Source organism: Bradyrhizobium sp. LeoA1Lang (assembly GCF_055413685.1).
Genome location: NZ_JBVAPG010000096.1, coordinates 1 through 19,307 on the forward strand (window position 1 = coordinate 1; position 19,307 = coordinate 19,307).

The 19,307-nt window shown below is 63.4% G+C and carries 25 protein-coding genes and 1 tRNA gene; 13 read left to right on the forward strand and 13 right to left on the reverse strand.

Annotated features, from left to right (window positions below):
* A partial coding sequence (locus ACZYOF_RS27525) for a hypothetical protein (RefSeq protein WP_463717738.1) occupies nucleotides 1–218 on the forward strand: 218 nt, incomplete at its 5' end.
* Nucleotides 219–278: 60 nt separating this feature from the next.
* Here ACZYOF_RS27525 and glmU read toward each other — a convergent pair.
* A complete protein-coding gene (glmU, locus tag ACZYOF_RS27530) occupies nucleotides 279–1,637 on the reverse strand; it encodes a bifunctional UDP-N-acetylglucosamine diphosphorylase/glucosamine-1-phosphate N-acetyltransferase GlmU (RefSeq protein ID WP_463717739.1) in 1,359 nt (452 codons plus the stop codon).
* 169 nt (nucleotides 1,638–1,806) lie between these two features.
* Here glmU and ACZYOF_RS27535 point away from each other — a divergent pair, with 169 nt between their 5' ends.
* Together ACZYOF_RS27535 and ACZYOF_RS27540 are read left to right on the forward strand one after the other, a co-directional pair.
* Nucleotides 1,807–3,144 (forward strand): hypothetical protein, encoded by a 1,338-nt coding sequence (locus ACZYOF_RS27535; RefSeq protein ID WP_463717740.1) that lies wholly within the window; start codon nucleotides 1,807–1,809, stop codon nucleotides 3,142–3,144.
* Between the two features lie 96 nt (nucleotides 3,145–3,240).
* Nucleotides 3,241–3,621: a hypothetical protein gene (locus ACZYOF_RS27540; protein ID WP_130584095.1), complete on the forward strand. Its 381-nt coding sequence runs from the start codon at nucleotides 3,241–3,243 to the stop codon at nucleotides 3,619–3,621.
* Here ACZYOF_RS27540 and ACZYOF_RS27545 read toward each other — a convergent pair.
* Nucleotides 3,581–5,206, reverse strand: coding sequence for a glycoside hydrolase family 17 protein (locus ACZYOF_RS27545; RefSeq protein WP_282527132.1), 1,626 nt, complete (start codon nucleotides 5,204–5,206; stop codon nucleotides 3,581–3,583). The genes ACZYOF_RS27540 and ACZYOF_RS27545 overlap by 41 nt on opposite strands.
* Nucleotides 5,207–5,450: 244 nt before the next feature.
* On the opposite strand from ACZYOF_RS27545, the gene ACZYOF_RS27550 reads away from it, so the two are divergent.
* The 5 genes from ACZYOF_RS27550 (at nucleotide 5,451) to ACZYOF_RS27570 (ending at nucleotide 10,711) form a co-directional block, all read left to right on the forward strand.
* Entirely contained in the window at nucleotides 5,451–6,041 is a 591-nt protein-coding gene (locus tag ACZYOF_RS27550) for a beta-1-3, beta-1-6-glucan biosynthesis protein (protein WP_463717773.1), read from the forward strand.
* Between the two features lie 189 nt (nucleotides 6,042–6,230).
* Nucleotides 6,231–8,909, forward strand: coding sequence for a glycosyltransferase (locus ACZYOF_RS27555; RefSeq protein ID WP_463717741.1), 2,679 nt, complete (start codon nucleotides 6,231–6,233; stop codon nucleotides 8,907–8,909).
* Nucleotides 8,910–9,166: 257 nt separating this feature from the next.
* A tRNA-Lys gene (locus ACZYOF_RS27560) sits at nucleotides 9,167–9,242 on the forward strand.
* A 383-nt stretch (nucleotides 9,243–9,625) separates the two neighbouring features.
* A complete protein-coding gene (locus ACZYOF_RS27565) occupies nucleotides 9,626–10,039 on the forward strand; it encodes a hypothetical protein (protein ID WP_463717742.1) in 414 nt (137 codons plus the stop codon).
* 9 nt (nucleotides 10,040–10,048) lie between these two features.
* On the forward strand, nucleotides 10,049–10,711 hold the full coding sequence (locus ACZYOF_RS27570) for an SOS response-associated peptidase (protein ID WP_463717743.1): 663 nt from the start codon (nucleotides 10,049–10,051) through the stop codon (nucleotides 10,709–10,711).
* Between the two features lie 269 nt (nucleotides 10,712–10,980).
* On the opposite strand, the gene ACZYOF_RS27575 is transcribed toward ACZYOF_RS27570, so the two are convergent.
* The 3 genes from ACZYOF_RS27575 to ACZYOF_RS27585 are packed head-to-tail and all read right to left on the reverse strand — an operon-like array spanning nucleotide 10,981 to nucleotide 12,684.
* Nucleotides 10,981–11,418, reverse strand: coding sequence for a hypothetical protein (locus ACZYOF_RS27575; protein WP_463717744.1), 438 nt, complete (start codon nucleotides 11,416–11,418; stop codon nucleotides 10,981–10,983).
* Complete coding sequence (locus tag ACZYOF_RS27580) at nucleotides 11,393–11,878, reverse strand: hypothetical protein (RefSeq protein WP_463717745.1); 486 nt, start codon at nucleotides 11,876–11,878, stop codon at nucleotides 11,393–11,395. The genes ACZYOF_RS27575 and ACZYOF_RS27580 overlap by 26 nt, the downstream gene beginning before the upstream one ends.
* Nucleotides 11,875–12,684 carry a TIGR04255 family protein gene (locus ACZYOF_RS27585; protein ID WP_463717746.1) on the reverse strand — a complete coding sequence of 270 codons (810 nt, stop codon included), beginning with the start codon at nucleotides 12,682–12,684 and terminating at the stop codon, nucleotides 11,875–11,877. Before ACZYOF_RS27585 ends, ACZYOF_RS27580 begins: the two co-directional genes overlap by 4 nt.
* A gap of 138 nt (nucleotides 12,685–12,822) precedes the next feature.
* Here ACZYOF_RS27585 and ACZYOF_RS27590 point away from each other — a divergent pair, with 138 nt between their 5' ends.
* The 4 genes from ACZYOF_RS27590 to ACZYOF_RS27605 all read left to right on the forward strand — a co-directional run bounded on the left by ACZYOF_RS27590 (nucleotide 12,823) and on the right by ACZYOF_RS27605 (nucleotide 14,978).
* Nucleotides 12,823–13,425 carry an ATP-dependent DNA ligase gene (locus ACZYOF_RS27590; protein WP_463717747.1) on the forward strand — a complete coding sequence of 201 codons (603 nt, stop codon included), beginning with the start codon at nucleotides 12,823–12,825 and terminating at the stop codon, nucleotides 13,423–13,425.
* A complete protein-coding gene (locus tag ACZYOF_RS27595; RefSeq protein ID WP_463717748.1) occupies nucleotides 13,425–13,625 on the forward strand; it encodes a hypothetical protein in 201 nt (66 codons plus the stop codon). The genes ACZYOF_RS27590 and ACZYOF_RS27595 overlap by 1 nt, the downstream gene beginning before the upstream one ends.
* Nucleotides 13,626–14,572: 947 nt before the next feature.
* The gene (locus ACZYOF_RS27600) at nucleotides 14,573–14,767 is read left to right on the forward strand and encodes a hypothetical protein (RefSeq protein ID WP_463717749.1); all 195 of its coding nucleotides are present in this window, start codon (nucleotides 14,573–14,575) and stop codon (nucleotides 14,765–14,767) included.
* A gap of 16 nt (nucleotides 14,768–14,783) precedes the next feature.
* Nucleotides 14,784–14,978 carry a helix-turn-helix domain-containing protein gene (locus ACZYOF_RS27605; protein WP_463717750.1) on the forward strand — a complete coding sequence of 65 codons (195 nt, stop codon included), beginning with the start codon at nucleotides 14,784–14,786 and terminating at the stop codon, nucleotides 14,976–14,978.
* Between the two features lie 24 nt (nucleotides 14,979–15,002).
* On the opposite strand, the gene ACZYOF_RS27610 is transcribed toward ACZYOF_RS27605, so the two are convergent.
* The 7 genes from ACZYOF_RS27610 to ACZYOF_RS27640 are packed head-to-tail and all read right to left on the reverse strand — an operon-like array spanning nucleotide 15,003 to nucleotide 17,791.
* The gene (locus ACZYOF_RS27610) at nucleotides 15,003–15,140 is read right to left on the reverse strand and encodes a hypothetical protein (protein ID WP_463717751.1); all 138 of its coding nucleotides are present in this window, start codon (nucleotides 15,138–15,140) and stop codon (nucleotides 15,003–15,005) included.
* Complete coding sequence (locus tag ACZYOF_RS27615; protein ID WP_463717752.1) at nucleotides 15,128–15,262, reverse strand: hypothetical protein; 135 nt, start codon at nucleotides 15,260–15,262, stop codon at nucleotides 15,128–15,130. Before ACZYOF_RS27615 ends, ACZYOF_RS27610 begins: the two co-directional genes overlap by 13 nt.
* Complete coding sequence (locus ACZYOF_RS27620; RefSeq protein ID WP_463717753.1) at nucleotides 15,259–15,831, reverse strand: hypothetical protein; 573 nt, start codon at nucleotides 15,829–15,831, stop codon at nucleotides 15,259–15,261. The genes ACZYOF_RS27615 and ACZYOF_RS27620 overlap by 4 nt, the downstream gene beginning before the upstream one ends.
* A 42-nt stretch (nucleotides 15,832–15,873) precedes the next feature.
* Nucleotides 15,874–16,239, reverse strand: a complete 366-nt coding sequence (locus ACZYOF_RS27625; RefSeq protein ID WP_463717754.1) for a DUF1515 family protein — start codon at nucleotides 16,237–16,239, stop codon at nucleotides 15,874–15,876.
* Nucleotides 16,240–16,252: 13 nt separating this feature from the next.
* Complete coding sequence (locus tag ACZYOF_RS27630) at nucleotides 16,253–16,636, reverse strand: hypothetical protein (RefSeq protein WP_463717755.1); 384 nt, start codon at nucleotides 16,634–16,636, stop codon at nucleotides 16,253–16,255.
* Nucleotides 16,637–16,645: 9 nt separating this feature from the next.
* The gene (locus tag ACZYOF_RS27635) at nucleotides 16,646–17,062 is read right to left on the reverse strand and encodes a hypothetical protein (RefSeq protein WP_463717756.1); all 417 of its coding nucleotides are present in this window, start codon (nucleotides 17,060–17,062) and stop codon (nucleotides 16,646–16,648) included.
* Between the two features lie 9 nt (nucleotides 17,063–17,071).
* On the reverse strand, nucleotides 17,072–17,791 hold the full coding sequence (locus ACZYOF_RS27640) for a hypothetical protein (RefSeq protein ID WP_463717757.1): 720 nt from the start codon (nucleotides 17,789–17,791) through the stop codon (nucleotides 17,072–17,074).
* 125 nt (nucleotides 17,792–17,916) lie between these two features.
* On the opposite strand from ACZYOF_RS27640, the gene ACZYOF_RS27645 reads away from it, so the two are divergent.
* Nucleotides 17,917–18,123 (forward strand): hypothetical protein, encoded by a 207-nt coding sequence (locus ACZYOF_RS27645; protein ID WP_463717758.1) that lies wholly within the window; start codon nucleotides 17,917–17,919, stop codon nucleotides 18,121–18,123.
* Nucleotides 18,124–18,142: 19 nt separating this feature from the next.
* On the opposite strand, the gene ACZYOF_RS27650 is transcribed toward ACZYOF_RS27645, so the two are convergent.
* The gene (locus tag ACZYOF_RS27650) at nucleotides 18,143–19,291 is read right to left on the reverse strand and encodes a phage tail protein (RefSeq protein ID WP_463717759.1); all 1,149 of its coding nucleotides are present in this window, start codon (nucleotides 19,289–19,291) and stop codon (nucleotides 18,143–18,145) included.
* Nucleotides 19,292–19,307: the final 16 nt, after the last annotated feature.

Sequence of the window (19,307 nt, forward strand, 5' to 3'; positions counted from 1 at the left end):
AGGTCCGCGGCGAATGGAGCCTGATGGCGCTCTGCTACAACCTCACTCGCGTGCTCAGCATCCTCGGCCTGGATCGGTTCATGGCCTATCTGGCCAAGCGCCGTCCAAACTGGACGATCTTGCTTGTCACCGTCCTCGCCGTCATCGTCGACCGGCTCCAAACCTGCAGGCCGCGTCTCCGAGCCAAAATCCGCCCGGCATTCGCCTGTGCCCTGTAATCCGGGCGGAAAAAATTCTTACCCAGTCTCTGCGCTCTACCCATCCTACTGACTACGGCGTCAGCTTCCCTTCGCGGCCTTCGCTTTCATCTTGATCTCGCGATAGCGCGCGGCGCCGCCTTCGCGGACGGATTGCGGGCTGCGTTCGACAGCCATCGCATCGTCGGGCACGTCCCTGGTGATGACGGAGCCCGAGCCGATATAGGCGCCGGCGCCGATCTTCACGGGCGCGACCAGCGAGGAATTGGTGCCGATGAAGGCGCCCTTGCCGATCAGAGTCTTGTGCTTGAGGAAGCCGTCATAATTGCAGGTGATGGTGCCGGCACCGAGATTGGAATTGGCGCCGACATGGGCGTCGCCGACATAGGAGAGATGGTTGACCTTGACGCCCTCCTCCAGGATTGCGGCCTTGGTCTCCACGAAATTGCCGATCCGCGAGCCGTCGCCGAGCGAGGTGCCCGGCCGCAGCCGCGCATACGGACCGATCGAGACCTTATTGCCGATGGTGGCCTCGACGACGTGCGAGAACGAGTGGATCACCGTGCCGTCGCCGATGGTCACGCCGGGGCCGATCACCACGAAGGGCTCGATGGTGACGTCACGGCCGAATTTGGTGTCGGCGGCCAGATAGACGGTCTCCGGCGCGATCAGCGTCACGCCCGCCTCCATCGCAGCCTTGCGCAACCGCGACTGCAGCACGGCTTCGGCTTCCGCAAGCTGCGCCTTGGTGTTGATGCCGCGCACTTCGTCTTCGCTGGTCTCGATCACGACGGCCTCCAATCCTTTTTCACGCACGATGGCGACGGCATCGGTCAGGTAATATTCACCCTTGGCGTTGGCATTGCCGATCCCATCAAGGATGCCGAGCGCCCTGCGCCCGTCGAACGCCATCACGCCGGCATTGCACAGCGTGATCTTGCGCTCCTCGGCGCTGGCGTCGGCCTGCTCGCGGATCGCAACGAGCTTGCCGTTCTCGACCACCAGCCGTCCATAGCCGGTGGGATCGGCGGCGCGGAAGCCGAGGACCGCGAGCGCGGCGCCATTCTTCAGCGGCGCACGCAGTCGCTCGAAGGTTTCCGCCGAGATCAGCGGCGTGTCGCCAAAGGCGATCAGGAGATCGTCGGCTCCATCAGCGATCGCCTCGCGCGCCGCCAGCACCGCATGGGCGGTGCCGAGCCGCTCGCGCTGCACGAAGGTGCTGGCATCGGAACGGATCCGCCGCGTTTCATCCGCGACCGCTTCATGGTCTGGCCCGACCACCACCGCCAGCGAAGCGCCTTCGCCATTCGGCGCGGCACGCAACACATGGGACAGCAGCGACTGGCCGGCGACGGGATGCAGGACCTTCGGCAGCGAGGATCGCATCCGCGTGCCCTCGCCGGCCGCGAGCACCACCGTCAGGCTGTATCGAGCAGTCATCAAGAGCCCTCAAATACCGTGCGCCGATCGCGCCAAGCCGTCTTAATTGGTTTCCCCGGCAGAAGAAACCTATCCGCCTCCCGTGACAGCCCGGATTCAGGTTCCCCGCGCATTTCCTGTTAATCTTTGCGGCGTGATTCGGCGGGCCTTGAGGAGGGCCAAAGGGGTTTTGGCCAAAGATCCTGACAATCTGGCAGGCGATCTCGGCGCGGAAAGCACCGGCGGTTTGTTCACAGGCCTGCTTGCCGAGGAAGACGAATTCGACCGCCGCACGCTGTGGCGCCTCGGCTCCTGGGGTTTTGCCGCGGTCGGCGCGGTCACGCTCGCGGTCCTCGCCAACCAGTCCTCGCTCGGGTGGCGGCGCGACCAGGTTGCCGGCGCCGAGGTGGCGCGGCAGGCGCAGCAGATCCAGATACTCACGAAGGAGAGCCAGAACGAAGCGCGGCGGCTTGCGTCCGCGATCGAGACGCTCAACTCCGACCGCGACCGGCTCTACGCCCGCGTCACCGTGCTTGAGCAAGGACTGGATTCGGTTACCGGCGCGATCACAAAGCAGAGCACGGCGGCCGCGCCACAGCCCGCCCCCTCGCCATATCCAGCGTGGGTGCAAGAGCCGGCAGCGCAGCCTGCCTCGGCCCCCGCCCCGGTCGTGGCCCCAGTCGCGGCAACGACACCCGCTCCAGCCGCGCCCGAGAAACCGGCCGCCGAAAAGCCCCCGGTGCTGGCTTCGGACAAGCCGCCGGCCGCTGCGAGCGAGAAGCCGCCCGTGGAGAAACCGCCGGTCGTTGCTGCCAACACAGCGCCCGCCGCCCCTGTGCCAGCCAGCAATTCGGACCCGGCCGGCACCCCGGCAGCGTCATTGCCCGCGATGCCACTCGTCGCCGCAAAGTCGATGATCGGACCGCCCGATCCTGCCGCGAGCAAGCCAGTCGAGCCGGCCAAGCCCGCTGCCACGGTCACCGCCAGCCCCATGCCCGAGGTGGTCGCCGCGGCGCCTGCCGCCGGTGACGCGGAGAAAGCGAAAGAGGACGCTAGCGCGCCGAAAGCCGAGGTGCAGCATACCGAATTCGGCGTCGATCTCGGCACCGCCAATTCGGTGCCGGGGCTGCGCGCGCTGTGGCGGGGCCTGTTGAAATCGCGCTCGAACGCGCCGTTGTTCAATTTGCGCCCGATCATCGTCATCAAGGAAGGCGCCAACGGGCTCGGCATGCAGCTCCGCCTGGTTGCCGGCCCGCTGCGCGACGCCGGCGCCGCGGCGAAGATTTGCGCGGTGCTCGCCGAGAACGGCCGCGCTTGCGAAACCGCTGTTTTCGACGGTCAGCGCCTGACGCTCAAGGACGAGCCGCCGCCGGCCACGACAACTCCCAACAAACCCGCACCACGCCGGCACGCAGCACCGAAACGAGCGGCGGCAGCTCCGGTGGTGGTCGAGGAGCCGCCGAAGAAGCCGGAGCCACCTTCCGCGGTCTCGGCGATCACCTCGATGTTCGGTCGCAAGGAGCAATAATGGCGTGACCGCAAGACATTGCGGCGACATTTTCACTCGCTTTCACGCCGCCTGAAGCGGCTTGTCCTGATCCTCTTTCCCGACCATATTCGCGCGATGACAAAGCCTCCGTTCCGCCTCACACCCTATCAGGTGCAATTCCTGCTGATCGTCGGTTTCCTCGCCGTCGGTTACGCGCTTTACCTGCGCTATCTCGTGATCGAATTCTCAACCGTCGCGCTCGCCTGCGATGCGGGCCTGCAGACCATGAACTGCAAGATGCGGGTGCTGGCGACGAGCCTGTTCCGGAATTCCGTGTTCGGCATCGTCGCGCTCGTCATCGCGACCCTGCACGTGCTGCGGCCGTCGATCGTCCTGATGACCGGCGGGCTGATCGCGGCGGGGTTCGGGATCGTGCTCTACAATGTCGCGCTGTCGGGGATCGCAATCGGCTTGCTCATTTTGGGCTTTGCGCGACCCGCGCCCGCCACAGCGTAAGCGCCAGCAACACATACATCGCGCAGGTCCAGACCGACTGCCAGTTGTCGGTCCCCTCGTTCAGGAAGGTGTAGCCGGCCGCGACCAGCAGAAGGCCGGCGAACACGGCCTCCGCGATCGGCCTTACGCCCTCCTGCGGCCGGTTGAGCAGCATCAGCAGCGCAAACGGCACCACAGCCATGGTGAGCGAGGCGAACGGAAAGTCCTTGTAGCGCGGGTCGAAAGTGAACCCGAGCGCTGTTTCCGCCCCGATCACGGTCGTCACGATCAGCGAAAGGCCGAGCAGCGCTGTGAGCAAGGTGCCGTGCCGGTACTGGCGCGGCCCGAGCAGTTCGAGGAAGGTCGGCAGCGATTTACCCGCCATCAGCGCGTGAGCCGACAGGATCGGCGCAAAGACGGCCGCCGCAAGCAATGTCCCCCATTGCACCCAGCCGCCGGTCCCGTAGCTCTCATAGATCATCTTGTCGATGGCAACCCCGAGCAGGATCCCGGCGCTGGTTGAGGAGATGCCGACCGCGATCCAGGACATGATCCGCGGCGCCCATGGCCGCCGCCGGACCGCCAGCCAAGCCACGAGGAAGGTGACGAAGCCCAGCCCAAGGCCAGCGCCCATGTACCATTTCCAAAGCGGGTAATTGCTGATGGCGACGCCGGGCGGGTACTTCACCACACGGTTGACGGAGTCGAACAGGCCCCAATAGCCGCCGACCGTACCCTCGAGCTGGCGCTTCCAGGGCTGGTCATAGGCCTCGATCAAGTTGACGCGGAAACCCTCGCGCTTGGCGAGATCGAGGATTTCCGAGACGATCCGCGCCTGGTTGGTGCGCGACGGCAGCGCGCCCTCGCGCATCCTGCCCATGCTCGGCCAGCCGGTCTCGCCGATCAGGATCTCCTTGTTCGGGAACGCCACCGCCATCCGCTTGCGGATGGCATCGACATGGGCGGCGGCGAATTTCGCCCGCACCGGCATGTCTTCCCAGTAAGGAAGGATGTGAATAGTGACGAAATCGACGGCGTCATAGACCTCGCGGTTGCGCAGCCAGAATTCCCAGACATCGGCATAGGTCACGGGCACCTGGACCTGCGCCTTGACCGCGCGGACATAGGCGGCGAGATCCGCGGTCGTCATTTCCCCGCGCAGCAGCACTTCATTACCGACCACCAGCGCCGTGATCACGCCCGGATATTGTTTGGCGAGCCCGACCGCGACCGCAATCTGCGTCTGGTTCTTGATCCGGTCGCTGCCGAGCCAGATGCCCTGGATGACCTTCAGCCCGACCTTCGCCGCGATACCCGGTACCTGGTCGAGCCCGTTCTCGATCGAATAAGTGCGCACGCACTCGGTGACCTTGGCGAGATCAGTCAGATCCTGCTCGATCTGCTCGGCCGGAATGTGCGTGGTGCGGATCAGCGGCGTCTGCGTGTCGCGGAACGGCGCATAGGAGACGCATTGCAGCTTTGCATTGGGATCGATCGGCGCGCGCGACAACGTAATCGGCGTGGCGAGCCACCACCACACGGCCGCAATCATACCCAGCGATATCAGGAGAAGCGCCAGTGGCGTACGAAGAGAAATCAGTTCCATCCTCCGGGGACCGTCGATTAGCCGGTCATGCACCGTCTGCCAAGAGCACGAGTCGGGCAATACCAAGGTTGTCCTGCGACAGTTTTGCGCTGGTGCGATAAAGTTGTGACTTTGCTGGACAAAATCTGAAATACCGGTCATGGGATTCCGCCAGCGTCTCCGCCGCACTGGAGACCTATTTGGACGGCATTACGCCACGGCCGTTTGGGATGATTTGTTGGGCGGGAAATCGATCGGGGAAGGTATGGGTGGACGGGTGCTTCAGTTCAAAATCGCGGTCTTGCGCCATTTCGCCACTGCCAGCCTCGCGCTTCTGATCGGTACCGGAGCCGCTTTCTCCCAAAGCGGCACGCCGAATCCGCAGGAACAGTCGAAGCAGGGAAACGCTCCGTCCGACGCCACCAAGGACAACCAGCGTAAGACCGACGAATTCGTCGAGGCCACGCAAGCGATCAACGGCCCGGCCGGAAACCCGGAATGCGTCTGGCTCGGCCGGCGCGTGGTGCGGCTGATGTGGCTTGACGACCTCGATACCGCCTTCCGTCACCTCGACCTTTACGACCGCTTCGGCTGCCCCGGTGGTCATGTGCAGGCGACCTTCCGCTGCCTGACCCGGTTTGGCGCCACCATCGACGACAAGGTGCCACGCAGCCTCGATGGCCGCATCCATGCTTGCTGGATCAACCCGGGCGCCCAGCCGCCCGCGGCCGCAGCCGCCGCGGCGGCAGCGCCCGCCCCGCAAGCGTCGCCCGCCACGGCTGGGAACGCCGCGCCGGCGCCCGCCGCCTCACCTTCTCCAGCGCCGTCGGCCTCGCCGTCGCCGGCTGCGAAATAACCGCCTTCGACTTTGGAACGATCGCGACTTCCGTCATTTGAGCTGCGTGGCGCCCTCAAAACGCCATGCGGTCATATCAGTTGTGGAATCGCGTGGCAGGATTATCTTGCAGTTTACCGCCATGTCGGTCGAACCTAGGGGACGGGTTCGCTTTCTCCTTCATAGCAGGCCCCGTATGGTTTAGCCGCGATGCGCGCTGTCGCCGCCGTTCTGTTGCTTGTTACCGCTGTGCATGCCGCGCTGTGGGGCCTTCTCCAGGAGAAACAGCAGGCTCCTGATTTCCGCGGCATGCTGCCGAGCGTCTCCTATGCGCCGTTCGATGGCAGCGCGCATCCTGACGTCGACAATATCCCCCAGGCCGAGAAGATTCGCGCCGACCTGAAGAAGCTGTCGACGATGACGCGCGCGATCCGCCTGTACTCGTCGACGGGAGGCGTTGAACTGGTTCCGCCGATCGCCGCCGAATTCGGCTTGAAGGTCATGGTCGGCGCCTGGATCGACAAGAACTCCGAGCGCAACGAGCGCGAGATCGACGCCGCTATCAACCTCGCCCGGCGCAACAGCAACGTGATCGGCGTCGTCGTCGGAAACGAAGTGATCTACCGCGGCGAGCAAAAGATCGACGACTTGATCGAGATGATCAAGCGCGTCAAGAAATCGGTCAATGTCCCCGTCACCACTGGCGAAATCTGGAACATCTGGCGCGACAATCCGCAGCTTGCCAATTCCGTCGATTTCATCGCCGCCCACGTCCTGCCTTACTGGGAGAACTTCACCGCCCAGCAGGCGGTGGACCAGGCGGTCGCGATGTTCCAGCTCCTGCGCGACCAGTTTCCGGGCAAGCGCATCGTGATCGCCGAATTCGGCTGGCCAAGCGCGGGCTACAATCTCCGGAACGCCGAGCCCGGTCCGTTCGAGCAGGCCTCGGTGTTGCGCAATTTCGTCACCCGCGCCGAAGCCATCGGCATGGACTACAACATCGTCGAGGCGATCGATCAGCCCTGGAAGTTCTTCGAAGGCGGCGTCGGCCCGTATTGGGGCATCCTGAATGCGTCCCGCGAGCCGAAATTCGCCTGGACTGGGCCGATCGTCAACGAGAACTACTGGAAGCTCGCGCTGCTCGCCCTCCTCGTCGGCATCCTGGTGTCGCTACCGATCCTGCGCCTGGAACGTCCGACGGTGATGCAGGCTTTGATGCTCTCGGCTGCCGCCAACGGCGTCGGCGCCTGGGTCGCGACTGTCTTCGCCTACTGGGCCGGGCACTATTTCGTGTTCGGCTCGGCGTTCGCGCTGACGCTCGGCCTGATCCTTCTTGTCCCGCTGATCCTGATCGCGATGGCGCGGATCGAGGAGATCGCCGATGTTGCCTTCGGCCGCGGCCCCCACCGGCTGATCCAGAAGAGCGCAGCCGTTGCGCCCGCCACGATCGGCGAGCAGGTCACCTTCCCTAAGGTTTCGATCCATATCCCCGCTTATTTTGAGCCGGTGGAGATGCTGAAGCAGACGCTCGATGCCGTGTCGCGGCTCGACTACCCCAATTTCGAATGCGTCTGCATCATCAACAACACGCCAGATCCCGCGTTCTGGCAGCCGATCCAGGATCATTGCCGCGCGCTCGGCGAGCGCTTCAAGTTCATCAATGCCGAGAAGGTCCAGGGCTTCAAGGCCGGCGCCTTGCGCATCGCGATGGATCGCACCGCGGCGGACGCCGAGATCATCGGCATCATCGATGCCGACTATGTCGTGCATCCCGACTGGCTGAAGGACCTCGTACCCGTCTTCGCCGACTCGCGGGTCGGCCTGGTGCAGGCGCCGCAGGAGCATCGCGACGGCGACCGCTCGCTGATGCACTACATCATGAACGGCGAATATGCCGGCTTCTTTGACATCGGCATGGTCCAGCGCAACGAGCACAACGCCATCATCGTGCACGGCACGATGTGCTTGATCCGCCGCGCCGCAATGGACATGGCCGGCGGCTGGTCCAGCGACACCATCTGCGAGGACACCGATCTCGGGCTTGCCATCATCGAGCGCGGCTGGCTGACGCATTACACCAACCAGCGCTACGGCGAAGGCCTGTTGCCCGACACCTACGAGGCCTTCAAGAAGCAGCGGCACCGCTGGGCCTATGGCGGCTTCCAGATCGTGAAAAAGCACTGGCGGCGTTTCCTGCCCGGCGCGAGCCGGCTCTCGCCCGACCAGCGCCGCGAATTTTCGCTGGGCTGGCTGAACTGGCTGGGCGCCGAAAGCCTCGGCGTGCTGGTCGCGATCCTCAACCTGATCTGGGTGCCGATCGTCGCCTTTGCCGACATCGCCATCCCCGACAAGATCCTGACGCTGCCGATCATCGCCTCCTTCGTCGTCTCGCTCGCGCATTTCGTCGTGCTGTACCGACTGCGGGTCAAGGTGAAGGCGGGCCAGATGCTGGGCGCCATGATCGCGGCGATGAGCGTGCAATGGACGGTGTCGCGCGCTGTGGCGCAGGGACTGATCACCGAGCATCTGGCGTTCGCCCGCACCTCCAAGGGCGGCCTGTCGCGGATGTCGATCGAATTCCAGGCGTTCTGGGAAGCGGTGATCGGCGTCCTCCTCTTGGTCGGTGCCGCGGTCCTCATCGCCACGAACGGCTTCAAGCAGGTCCGCGAGATCTACATCTTCGCCGGCGTGCTGGTGTTGCAGAGCCTGCCGTTCCTCGCCGCGGTCGCGATCGCGATCCTGGAGAATTCGCGCATCAACTCGTTCTCGTTCTGGCGCAACAGCGCCATCCGCACTGCGGAACTGATCGGTCTGCGCCCGGTCGCCATGCCCACGATCGCCGCTCCTTCCCAGCAGGCCGCCTCCGAAATCCGCCGCGACGCCAACTGAGCCGCTATCCGGCCGTGGATTGATTTCGCGGCCGGGCTTGAAGGAGTGGCGCTAACCACCAGCTATCCCAAGGGAATCCCGGGCCGGACGATCGTACATCTGCCGGGCTTTGCGCTATTGACCCATCGGCCCCCGCCCCCTACACAGCGCGGACTGGAGCATGATCCGGAAAGGCGGGAGTCGGTTTCCGGCGGATCATGGTCAGACAAGAGCTGGAACGGGATGACGGCTTGTAACGTCGTCACGCTCCAGGAAGTGAGCGCGTAGCTCAGGCGGTAGAGCACGTGACTTTTAATCATGGGGTCGAGGGTTCGAGTCCCTCCGCGCTCACCACATAAGCGCCTGATCTGAATAGTAAATCCGACATCTCAGTTTCTAGGATTGGGCGCACCGGGTACAAAAAGCGGCGGCGGGGGTACAAACTCCGTTTCGGCCCGGGGCGGCTTGCTAAACCGTTATAGGCTTGTAAAGGCCTATCGAGGGTTCGAATCCCTCCGTCTCCGCCAGCCAATCTTTTCAGCCACTTAGCGGCGGCCGCAGCCGAAATAATCTTGCCGCAGATACCGGAGGTGCCGTAGATGGAGGCGGTTTCCGTCGGCACAAAAGTCGGCACAGTCTGTTTTCGATACGTTCGCCCGGCCGATAGTCGTCTCTCACGCGCCAACCGCAAGCCCTAGCGGCTTGCCGCGGCGCGCCGCACGACGCATTTTCAGATCATGGGCACCAAGTCACGCGAGAGCATTTTCGGCGCATCGGTGCGCGCCGCGGCTGAGCAGGCGGCAGAAGCGCGCAAGGCCGCCGACCGGCTCGCCTGCGCGGCCTGGAATAAGCGCATGCTGGCGTTCCAGGGGCCAGCCCAGCCCTCGCCCGCGCTCGGTGACGCGCTCAACGCCGGCTACACCTATCTCGAGGTGAAGTGTCTCGGCTGCGAGACGCACCAGACGGTCGCGCTTGACATCGTCCGTCGGCCGAAGACAACGCCGATCCATGAGCTCGAGCGCTACATGCGCTGCAAGTTGTGTTCGGAGGAGCGCGGCTATCCCTATAAGCGCAGCCAACTGATCGCGCTGCGGCCAACGAAAATCTCCGCCCAGCATCCGCCGTCGACCTGGTGGCCGGGCGAACGCTGAAAGCTACCTATGTGCAATCTCTATTCGATCACGACCAACCAAGAAGCCATCCGTGCACTGTTCCGCGTCGTCAACCGCTACGTCGGCAACTTGCCGCCGATGCCGGGCGTGTTTCCGGACTATCCGGCGCCCGTGGTCCGCAACGCCGCCGGCGGCCGTGAGCTGGTACTGATGCGCTGGGGCATGCCGCCGCCGCCGCGCATCGGCGGGCCGCCGGTGACAAATATCCGCAACACCAGTTCGCCGCACTGGCGCGGCTGGCTGAAGCCTGAGAACCGCTGCCTCGTTCCCTTCAACAGCTTCGCTGAATATTCGCCCGAGCCGAACCCGGCCACCAAGAAAAAGGACGTGGTCTGGTTCGCACTGAACGACGACCGACCGCTCACGGCCTTTGCCGGGATCTGGACGGAGTTCACAGGCGATCGCGGCACCAAGTCGAAGCCGATCCCCGGCCCTCACCTGGTCTATGGTTTCCTTACGACCGAGCCGAACGCCGTGGTCGCGCCGATCCATCCGAAGGCCATGCCGGTGATCCTGACGACGGACGAGGAGCACGACGTCTGGCTGCGCGCGCCTTGGGATGAGGCCAAAGCACTACAGCGGCCGCTGCCCGACGACGCCCTGAAGATCGTCATGCGCGGCCCCGACAAGGAAGATAAACTCGCAGCATGAAATACGTCAAAGACAGCCCATACGCCGATCCGGAGAAAGCCGCTCGCAGGCTCATGGAGCTAGCCAAGGCCGTCGAGCCCGTGCAGGACGGCCGCATCCACATCGAGAAGATCAACTACCCGTTCATAGATCGGGAGAAGGCCAAGCCGGCCGAATATGGCGCCGGGCCTCAAGCTGGCGATCGAGCGCGGCTGGCTGTGGATGCACGAGAGCGGCACTTACGTGAAGATCACGCCCGCAGGTATGGAGCTATTCGCTTAACGCTACGGTCAGATCAACGCCACACCAGGGATCGAAACAAGCCATTGGCTGTTACGCTGAAGGAGCTTGCTCTTCTTGCGATCAAACGCTCCCCATACCTCACCATGGTGGGGATTGTCAGAAAGCGGCTCGTACCCGACCATCAGGCCAACGGACCGCGGAGCCGCGGCCTTCAGGATCACCGATCCGATCCATTTCGGAGTTGTAACAAACTCAGATGGGACAAGCTGGGCCTCTTCGATCGATTTCTTGATATCGATCGACATTCCTCCGTTCCTGCCACTTGAAGGCTGAAATGCCATTGAAGACACCCGCCGCGTCCCTTCGGCGGTGGTCACGCATTGCTCAGGCGAAATGCGTCGGATGATGTCGTCGCCGTCCAGGATTTCCTGATGATCGTGCGGAACAACAACCCCGCCATTATGCGGCGGTGGCGACAGCGGCAACGCGTTCCCCCACCATGTCGCGTATCCATCGCGACACAACAATGAAGTTGTTCGTCAGAAGGATCTCTTCGCCATCGGGATTAGCCTCAGTCTCCCGCCAAGCCGAAACATCGTTCGGGGCTCGCACATGGATCTCTATCGAGGTCGAAGCACCGTGCCATTCGATTTGAAGATCACCATTGGACCCCGGAACGATTTGCGGTGCCGGCATCCGCGCGGGACAAATCGATGCCAAGAGCTGCAGGGCGAAGTACGCATTTTCGAAGTGAACGGGAGGCGCTCTATAACCATCCCAACCGACCGGCAGCTTCAATAAATGATCAAGGCGATCGGATACCGCGTCTGACCAGGCTGTCGATGGGCTCGTCACGACGAGGCGCTCGGGAGCGGGCGCGCGCCGGGCCAAAGCGTTCAGGCCATCCGACACAGAGTAGACCGAACCGGTATTGGTAAGGCTCATCGAGTGCGTTTCCAAAGTTTCTGGGCGCCAGGGGTCGTCGCCTTAATGAACTCTTCAGCTATCATATAGCGATGAACATTGAGGAAATCGAGAGTTCCCGGCAAGTCATTTGTGGTTGGCAGACCCCTCGCCGTCAAGTTGAGGAACAGCGTCCGTCGGCCGAACCGGTCAAGCCCTGTAGCAGATTCGCGGTAGAATCGACCATAGGGCTGCCCGTCCCTTTGACGCAAAACGCGAGCCAAGGTCGAACCGAAGTTATCGAGGGCCGGTTGATCGGTGGGTACGAACGAAAACCACGTCTGCGGCTCGAAAGGTTCTGCGGGCTGGTCGAGCACTATGCTGTTAATATACGAGATCTCACATTGCGTGACGAGCAGCCGTTCATTGCCCAAGGAACGGAAGTAGTTCTCTAGCTCCGTCAACTCCTGTTCGAACTGACGAATGATCGCCTCATATCGCGGGTATTCCAGCCGCTCCGGATGCAGTTTTCGCCAATTATGGAAGATGCGATCGTGCTGAAACTGGATGAGGTCCTCGCCACCTGAGCTTTCAAACCAGTACCTCGTCGGCATGACGCCCATGACATTGAACGAGACTTGGGGCGACTGCCATTCTCCGAAGGTCTCGAATTGAGGGACCATTGGAGGATGCTCTCCAACCACGGGGAAGCGAGGCGCATAAAGCTTCCACACCTCATAGGCCTGTATCTGTTGGAAGTTACGCGGGGATTGGAACTGCACCCCCAGCACAACCTCGTTGAGAGGTGGATTTTCGAACTCCGGCAACTGGTCCTTGTCGAAAGGCACAGACTTCCCCTTCTTGGTACCTAAATACAGTATACCTATTTATGGTTAACGGCTTATGCCACGTGGGAAGCCGACCCAGCACACTTTCGCAGAATCGGTCGCGCTGTCCAACGACCCGGATGACCTACCCCAGGAGCCATGCCCCAGCCTAGCTTTCTTCCATGCTTGCCGACCCGCGGAACGAAGGTCCCCGCCCGTCCGGAATGGATCCACGAGGTCAAACACGATGGCTACCGCCTGATCGTCCAACGCGACGGCAAGCGCGTCCGGATGCTTACCCGCAATGGCCACGACTGGACCGATCGCTTTCCGCTCATCCGCGAGGCGGTGCTGCGCCATCGATCGACGTCGTTCGTGGTGGACGGAGAAGCCGTGCTGCTCGGCGTCGACGGTCGCAGCGATTTCAACGGCATGCATTCGCGCCGGCATAACGACGAGGTGCAGCTCTACGCCTTCGACCTGCTGGCCTCCGACGGTGAGGACATGCGCCGGCTGCCGCTGCACCTGCGCAAGAACGCGCTGGCGCGGCTGCTCTCGCGCCGGATCGCTGGCATCCACGTTGCCCCCTACGAGCAAGGCGAGATCGGCCCCGACCTGTTCCGTCACGCCTGCCTGATCGGTCTCGAAGGCCTCGTCTCCAAGCACCGGGAACGGCCCTACCGCTCTGGCCGTTGCGATCACTGGATCAAGGTGAAGAACCGGACGCACCCGGCCTTCGAGCGTGTGCAGGAGAGCTTCTGATGCCGATGCGCTACAATCCGAATGTCGACATCTATGATGGCGCGCCGTGGACGGAGATGGACATCGAGGACCTCAAGTCTTCGATCAAGCACGGCAGCTCGATCGAACACGCGGCCGAATTCCTGTGCCGCGCCGGCAGCGTCGACGACGTGGAGCGCAAGGCCCGGGAATTGAATCTCCCGATCCGAAGGAAAAAGTGAAGCGCAGGATTCGCCGCCGGCCCGCCTCTACCGAGACCCTGAAAAAGTTATTCAATGTCAATTGGCGCGCTGACCTTCTTTTCCACAGAGCAAGTGATTGATGAAACGGTCCTTTCGCAGATATGGCCGAAAAGACACACCGCCATGCATGAAAACCCCGCCATCATTTTTCCGGGTATAATCGACACCGGACCCCGAATCGCCGTGTCGGGCGGGACGGTTTCTAGAGTAGAAAGTGAATCGGGCGATGCTCTTGCAAAGCACCGCCCGACGCCTGGAGGAGATCCCGAAGGATTCTCCGCCCTAACACCGTAGGTTCTCGCTCTCCCCAGGCAACCTGTCAATGACCGCGCGACGTCGTTTCGCGCCACGGATGAGGTTTGCCTATGTCGGATAAGTTGCTGGTGATTCCCCCTGAGACACACGGACAACCTTCGAGCGCTACTTTGCCCTCGAAGGAGAAACGCGCCATGTCCGAACCGAGATTCGACATCCACTTGTGGGGCATCAGGATAAGCGCCGAGGGCTTAGTCGGTATCGCTGCCGCCGTCTTGGTGGTCGCGATGATCCTCTTTGTTTCTCGCTATTGATGGAAACGCCGTCCTTGGCCGGCGCCTCAAGCATACCTCGCTCTTACGGCCTCTCCTCCACGCTCACCCGCCGCCTAGCGACGCCCGAATAGGACCTTGCGCGAGCAGCATCGCGGCCGCGGTCCTTAGAACGGCGCCGACAGACAAAGCGCTGGCGATGGCGCCGTCATAGAAAACGATACGACGAAATACTGGGGAGCCGCCCGGCGACGGACTCAGGGTTACAAAACTCGCGCGCTCAGCGGTCGCCAAGCGCTCCGAGAGCGTCTCAGAATTCGCAATGATGTTGCTCAGATTTCGGATTGCGCATACGCCAAATTGGCGTATGTGTCAGATACCGAGAGCGAGGAGAGCAACATGCAACAGATCATTGGACGGACGCCGCGGATGGAGATCACCTGGGCGGTTTTGGAAGCGGCAAAGGACGCCGGCGACCAGCTCGTCATTGACGCCTGCCGCCGGATCATCACCGCGGATCGAATCGGCTGGCGCCGCCACGGCAACCCGACTGACCTGAGCATGGTGACGGAATTTTACGAAGCCGCGCGCTAAGAGCCCCGACCGCGCGATGACGCGTGACGCCTACCTGGAACACCTCAAGCGGCTCGATCTTGGTCAGGAGGAGGCCGGCGAAGCCTTCGGCGCCAGCGCAAGGACCGGCCAGCGTTGGGCCACCGAAGGCCCGCCGCTTCCGGTCGCGATGGTGCTGCTGCAGGTCAAGAGCCGAAAACAATTCGAGCAGCTACGCGAGCGCGCGCTGTAGGCAGGCGCGCCTGATGCGGATCTCTCACCCGCCGCCGAGCCCGGCACGGAACGGACCGCCGACGATCAGCATCTGAGCCGCCGTCCAGACAACGGCGACGGCGTAGCCGGCGCCGACGACCGCGGCGCTATAGACGACCAGGCGGCCAATTAGCGCGTACATCGGCCGCCCCTACACTTGCGCGAGCGCCACCAGGCGCCGAGCGCGCCGACCAGCATTGCGACCGACAACAGCAGCACGGCGATCAGCCCGGCGGCTACGAACTTGAGCGCGACCAAGCTCATCGGGCCCTCCGGTGATGCCGGCGCCCGTGGCGACCGCCGTGGCGGAATTGCACGCCCCATTCGCGACGGCCGTCCGGATCCCAGGAAATGTGGACGTGGCGGACGGCCGCGTAGTCGACGCTATAGCCACCAGGCCAGCCGGCCAGGCGCGCATAGATGCAGCCGGGATCCCCGGCGATATCGACCGCCCGGCCGGAGGCATGCAGGCTAAGGACCCGCGTGCCCGCCACCAGCGTATGTCGCACCGCCGAAATGACGCGGGATTGGCAGATGGCGCAGATCTCGGCCGCCTTGGCGGCCAGCGGCGCGACCAGGCCGCCGACGGCTTGTCGAGGCTCGTGGCGCACCCGCGGCGCCCGGCCGCCCGCGTGCCGCGGGCCATCTCGATTTAACGCACGTCCGGCCGGCTGTGCGGGTTTGTTGACCGCCGGCGCCGGCCGGCATGGCCGCATCAGGTCGATGTTGTTGCAAAGGACGGCCTGCCGAGCCCGGGAATGGGCCAGAGCGGAATCTGCGGCCGCCGCCAGCGCAGCAAGCGCCAGCGACGCCGCGAACAGCATTCGCAGCATATTTGCCTCTTGGATTTTTAGGGGATGACGCGGACCGGATCGTCAGCGCTTGAAGTGGATCTCGACGAGGTTGGTGACGATCCAGACGACGCCGCCGCTCAAGGCCACGCTGATGCCCCAGATCCATTTCGTCGCATTGCGGACGCCGGTCGCCTGCGCCTTGACGTTCTCGACAGCCTTCACGACCGGCTTCATTTCGGCGATGTCTTTGGTGGCGGTTGCGAGCTGCGCCCCCATCGTCGTCACGTCGCCGCGCAGCGCGTCGACCTTCTGGTGCAGCTCCTTGCGACCGTCCGACGCTTTCTGCTCCATCGCCTGCCAGGTCGACGTTAGCGTCGCGACTGTGGCCTGGAGGCCGCCGATCGACCGCGCCATCTCGCGCAGCGCCGCCTGCACGTCGTCGCTCATTCCGCGCCCCGCATCATCGCCTGAGGATCCTCGCCACGTTCTCGAAACCACGCTTGGCAAAGTAGAACGACACGACCAGGTTGGAGGTGACGGCAGCAAACCCGGCGAGCGGGTCTGTCGTTCCCAGTCCGAGCACCTTGTCCCAAACCAGCAACTTGCCGAAATAGATCGCGACGCAATAGCCGATGATCTTGTCGGGCTCATACCAGTGCCCCAGCTCGGCGATGCGGTATTGCGTGATCGCATTTGTTTCGGCGGTCTGCGCCGCGATCTCGCCGGCAGCGAGATCCGCGGCGATCTTGTTGTCGACGTTGCCCGCCTTCAGCTTGGCATTGTAAGCCTCGATGAGGCCCCGGATCACGGGGCCTCCGAGGAATGAGAGGATTGCCATCCACATCGCTGCGCCCTACCCCGCCGCCGGCTTGACGACGTCGACGACCTGCACCTGGCCGTCGATCTTCTGGGTGATGACCTGCGGCGGATTGTCGGTGATCTTGCGGAGGTAGGCGAACAAGAGGCCGACGCCGACCATGCCGACCGGCAGCGCCCAGCCCGGCAGCTTCGCGGTCAGCGGCGTCCAGTCCTGTCCGGAGACCAGCGGTAGCGCCTGGTCGTACAGCCCGACGACGATGCCGGAGATCGTCGTCAGCCACGCCACGATGCGCGTGCGCCAGCCGACCAGTTTTGCGCGCGCCTTGTCGAGAAATGACGCCTCCGCGGCGAACGCCGGCGCGAAGGTGAGCGACGTCTTCATGATCGGCCGGAGGATCAGGAAATAGCCCAGCGCGAGCGCGATGAAAGCAATCAACAAAAGCCAGAGCATGTCGTTCTCCTATGCAGCTCGTTTGAACCAGGATGCGATCCAGGCGCCGATGCTGCCGGGCGCCGGATTGGTGACGGAAGGTTTTGCCGGAACGGTCTCGGGATGAGCCGCGATCACGGGCTGGCCACTCTTTGCGACGACGGCCGGCGACGCGTTCATGTTCGCCGCGCCGAACTTGATGCTCGGATCGAGCTTCATCATCGCGAGGATCAGCCCGGCGCAGCCGAGCTGCTTGTCGACGACGCTGGGGTCATAGACGCCGTCGCGGACGTATTTGCCTGAGACGTATTGATCGGTGCCCGACCAGACATAGGGCGACGGCCGGCCGCGGTTGGCATAGCCGAGGCCGTTGTACTGCTCGAGCATCGTCAAGAGGCCGCCGACCGACCAATCCTTGTTGCGCGCGGCATAGGGATGGCAGCTCACCAGCGCGTCGACCGCGGCGTCTTCCCAGGACTTGAACGGCCCGCGCCCGGCCGGCACATGCACCGATTTCTGATTCCAGGGGTCGCCCTGCGCCAGCGAGCGGTCCCAGCGCTGCGAACTCTCGCGCTCATGCGTGACGGCGATGAAGAACCACGGTACGCCGGTGCGCGCGGCCACAGCCTGATACCGCGCCTTCGACGCCGGTGCGACCAGGCGTCGCGCAACGGCATCGAAATCCCGCGTGAGCTTGGCATTGGTCCAGCGGGCAGCGTTCGCCCGCGCGAGGGCGTTGAGGTCGGTCATGGGATCCTCCGTAGGAAACCGGATGTGTGGATGGTGGAGTGCTCACCCCTCAAGGAGGGGTTGATTCTCGGAATGGTTGCAGGCTAGCTCTTGTCCATCGATCGGCTGGGGAGCCCGTCAATAAAATGTTCGGAAAACTGCGCCTGTTTTTGGCGCGACCAAGCGATTTTGATTGGCATCGATGTGTGCTGTCGCCGCTTGGCCGGCGCGATATCTACGGCAATCGGCTATCGCCTGTCGGGCAGGTCTGGCGCCGTCTCGGTTGCGACGGCAGATGGCAATACAAGCAGGATGAGGCCACCGAGCAGGACTACATCGATAACGCTTGGTGACGATGCACGATCCGGCAACTTACAGAACCCGCAAGATGTAGCCGGCCGCTATCGTCGGCTGGACGTTGTCATGGGCCGCGCCGCCGCCAGTGTTATTCGACGTCGCAGAACCAGAGCCAGAGCCGCTGAACGAACCAGACACACCAATGACGGCCTCGCTAATACCGATGCCGAGGTCGGCAGGTCGCGATCCTGCCCCCGTGATATGCACCGCCTGGTTGGTTGTTCCCGAAATCGAACCGCTCACGTTAACCGAGACGCTCGACGTGATCGTGGGAATATTTGTCGCCGAGAGCGCAACGCTCTGTGCACCCCCCACCGCTCCACGCCCCGTTGCAAACGACAGGCGTCCAGACGCTGCCCCGCCCATGTTATCCATGGCGGCAACCACGCGCCCACGAAGGTCTGGTAGATTGAAGGTGCTCCCGTCGCCAGCGCCATAGGTCGTACCGAACAGCGCGAACAAAGATGCGTAAACCGTCCGAGAGAGCGCCTGCCCGACCGGAAAGGCGAACGCGCTAGAGGGTGTCGTGGGCCCCCAGTAATCCATCCCGCTCCCCAGAGGAATCCCATAGGCATTGCCACCGAGGCCGTGCAGATAGAACGCCCCGTCACTGTTGTTGTAGAGCGCGGTGTAGGGAGTGCCCTGGATCAGAGTATTTGACTGCAACTCCACACCAGGCGCCAGCCGTAGCGGCTTCGCCGCCAGCCCATCGACACTCAACGTCACGTTAGCCGCATTGGTGACGTGCGGCGTGAATGCGATGATGTTGCCGCCCAGGCGCGCCAGCGTATCGTACTTGCGAAAGCTCACGACGGCATAGGCCGTCGCCGTGCCGCCGGTGACGATCGCGCCCGAGACGTCTTGCGGAAAGGCGGAGTCCGATGCCAGCCGGCTGGCGAAGATTTCCTTGGTGCCGCTGCCGAAGGTGCCCTTGCTCTCCTCGACATCGGTCAGAGTGATCTGGTTGGCGGCGCTGTAGGTGACGAGGCCGGCCCAGAACGCGACGCCCGGCTCGACGATGGTGGCGTAGGTGGTGTCGCCGATCGACATGAAGGCCGAGAAGGTGTTGTAGGAATTGTCGGCCGCGCCGGCGAGCGCATAAGGGCCGGTGCCCGCAGTCGTCGATAGCTCGAGGATGCGCGCGCGAGGGCGAACGAAAGCCATTCGGGGATTTCCTTGT

Bases quoted from the DNA above. Each gene is read 5' to 3' on its own strand.
- ACZYOF_RS27640 (WP_463717757.1), bottom strand. From the start codon at position 17,791: ATGACCGACCTCAACGCCCTCGCGCGGGCGAACGCTGCCCGCTGGACC.
- ACZYOF_RS27545 (WP_282527132.1), bottom strand. From the start codon at position 5,206: ATGGAACTGATTTCTCTTCGTACGCCACTGGCGCTTCTCCTGATATCG.
- ACZYOF_RS27635 (WP_463717756.1), bottom strand. From the start codon at position 17,062: ATGCTCTGGCTTTTGTTGATTGCTTTCATCGCGCTCGCGCTGGGCTAT.
- ACZYOF_RS27605 (WP_463717750.1), top strand. From the start codon at position 14,784: ATGACGCGTGACGCCTACCTGGAACACCTCAAGCGGCTCGATCTTGGT.
- ACZYOF_RS27595 (WP_463717748.1), top strand. From the start codon at position 13,425: ATGCCGATGCGCTACAATCCGAATGTCGACATCTATGATGGCGCGCCG.
- ACZYOF_RS27600 (WP_463717749.1), top strand. From the start codon at position 14,573: ATGCAACAGATCATTGGACGGACGCCGCGGATGGAGATCACCTGGGCG.
- glmU (WP_463717739.1), bottom strand. From the start codon at position 1,637: ATGACTGCTCGATACAGCCTGACGGTGGTGCTCGCGGCCGGCGAGGGC.
- ACZYOF_RS27570 (WP_463717743.1), top strand. From the start codon at position 10,049: ATGTGCAATCTCTATTCGATCACGACCAACCAAGAAGCCATCCGTGCA.
- ACZYOF_RS27645 (WP_463717758.1), top strand. From the start codon at position 17,917: ATGTTCGGAAAACTGCGCCTGTTTTTGGCGCGACCAAGCGATTTTGAT.
- ACZYOF_RS27620 (WP_463717753.1), bottom strand. From the start codon at position 15,831: ATGCTGCGAATGCTGTTCGCGGCGTCGCTGGCGCTTGCTGCGCTGGCG.
- ACZYOF_RS27565 (WP_463717742.1), top strand. From the start codon at position 9,626: ATGGGCACCAAGTCACGCGAGAGCATTTTCGGCGCATCGGTGCGCGCC.
- ACZYOF_RS27580 (WP_463717745.1), bottom strand. From the start codon at position 11,878: ATGAGCCTTACCAATACCGGTTCGGTCTACTCTGTGTCGGATGGCCTG.
- ACZYOF_RS27555 (WP_463717741.1), top strand. From the start codon at position 6,231: ATGCGCGCTGTCGCCGCCGTTCTGTTGCTTGTTACCGCTGTGCATGCC.
- ACZYOF_RS27630 (WP_463717755.1), bottom strand. From the start codon at position 16,636: ATGTGGATGGCAATCCTCTCATTCCTCGGAGGCCCCGTGATCCGGGGC.
- ACZYOF_RS27550 (WP_463717773.1), top strand. From the start codon at position 5,451: ATGGGTGGACGGGTGCTTCAGTTCAAAATCGCGGTCTTGCGCCATTTC.
- ACZYOF_RS27650 (WP_463717759.1), bottom strand. From the start codon at position 19,291: ATGGCTTTCGTTCGCCCTCGCGCGCGCATCCTCGAGCTATCGACGACT.
- ACZYOF_RS27590 (WP_463717747.1), top strand. From the start codon at position 12,823: ATGCCCCAGCCTAGCTTTCTTCCATGCTTGCCGACCCGCGGAACGAAG.
- ACZYOF_RS27615 (WP_463717752.1), bottom strand. From the start codon at position 15,262: ATGAGCTTGGTCGCGCTCAAGTTCGTAGCCGCCGGGCTGATCGCCGTG.
- ACZYOF_RS27610 (WP_463717751.1), bottom strand. From the start codon at position 15,140: ATGTACGCGCTAATTGGCCGCCTGGTCGTCTATAGCGCCGCGGTCGTC.
- ACZYOF_RS27540 (WP_130584095.1), top strand. From the start codon at position 3,241: ATGACAAAGCCTCCGTTCCGCCTCACACCCTATCAGGTGCAATTCCTG.
- ACZYOF_RS27625 (WP_463717754.1), bottom strand. From the start codon at position 16,239: ATGAGCGACGACGTGCAGGCGGCGCTGCGCGAGATGGCGCGGTCGATC.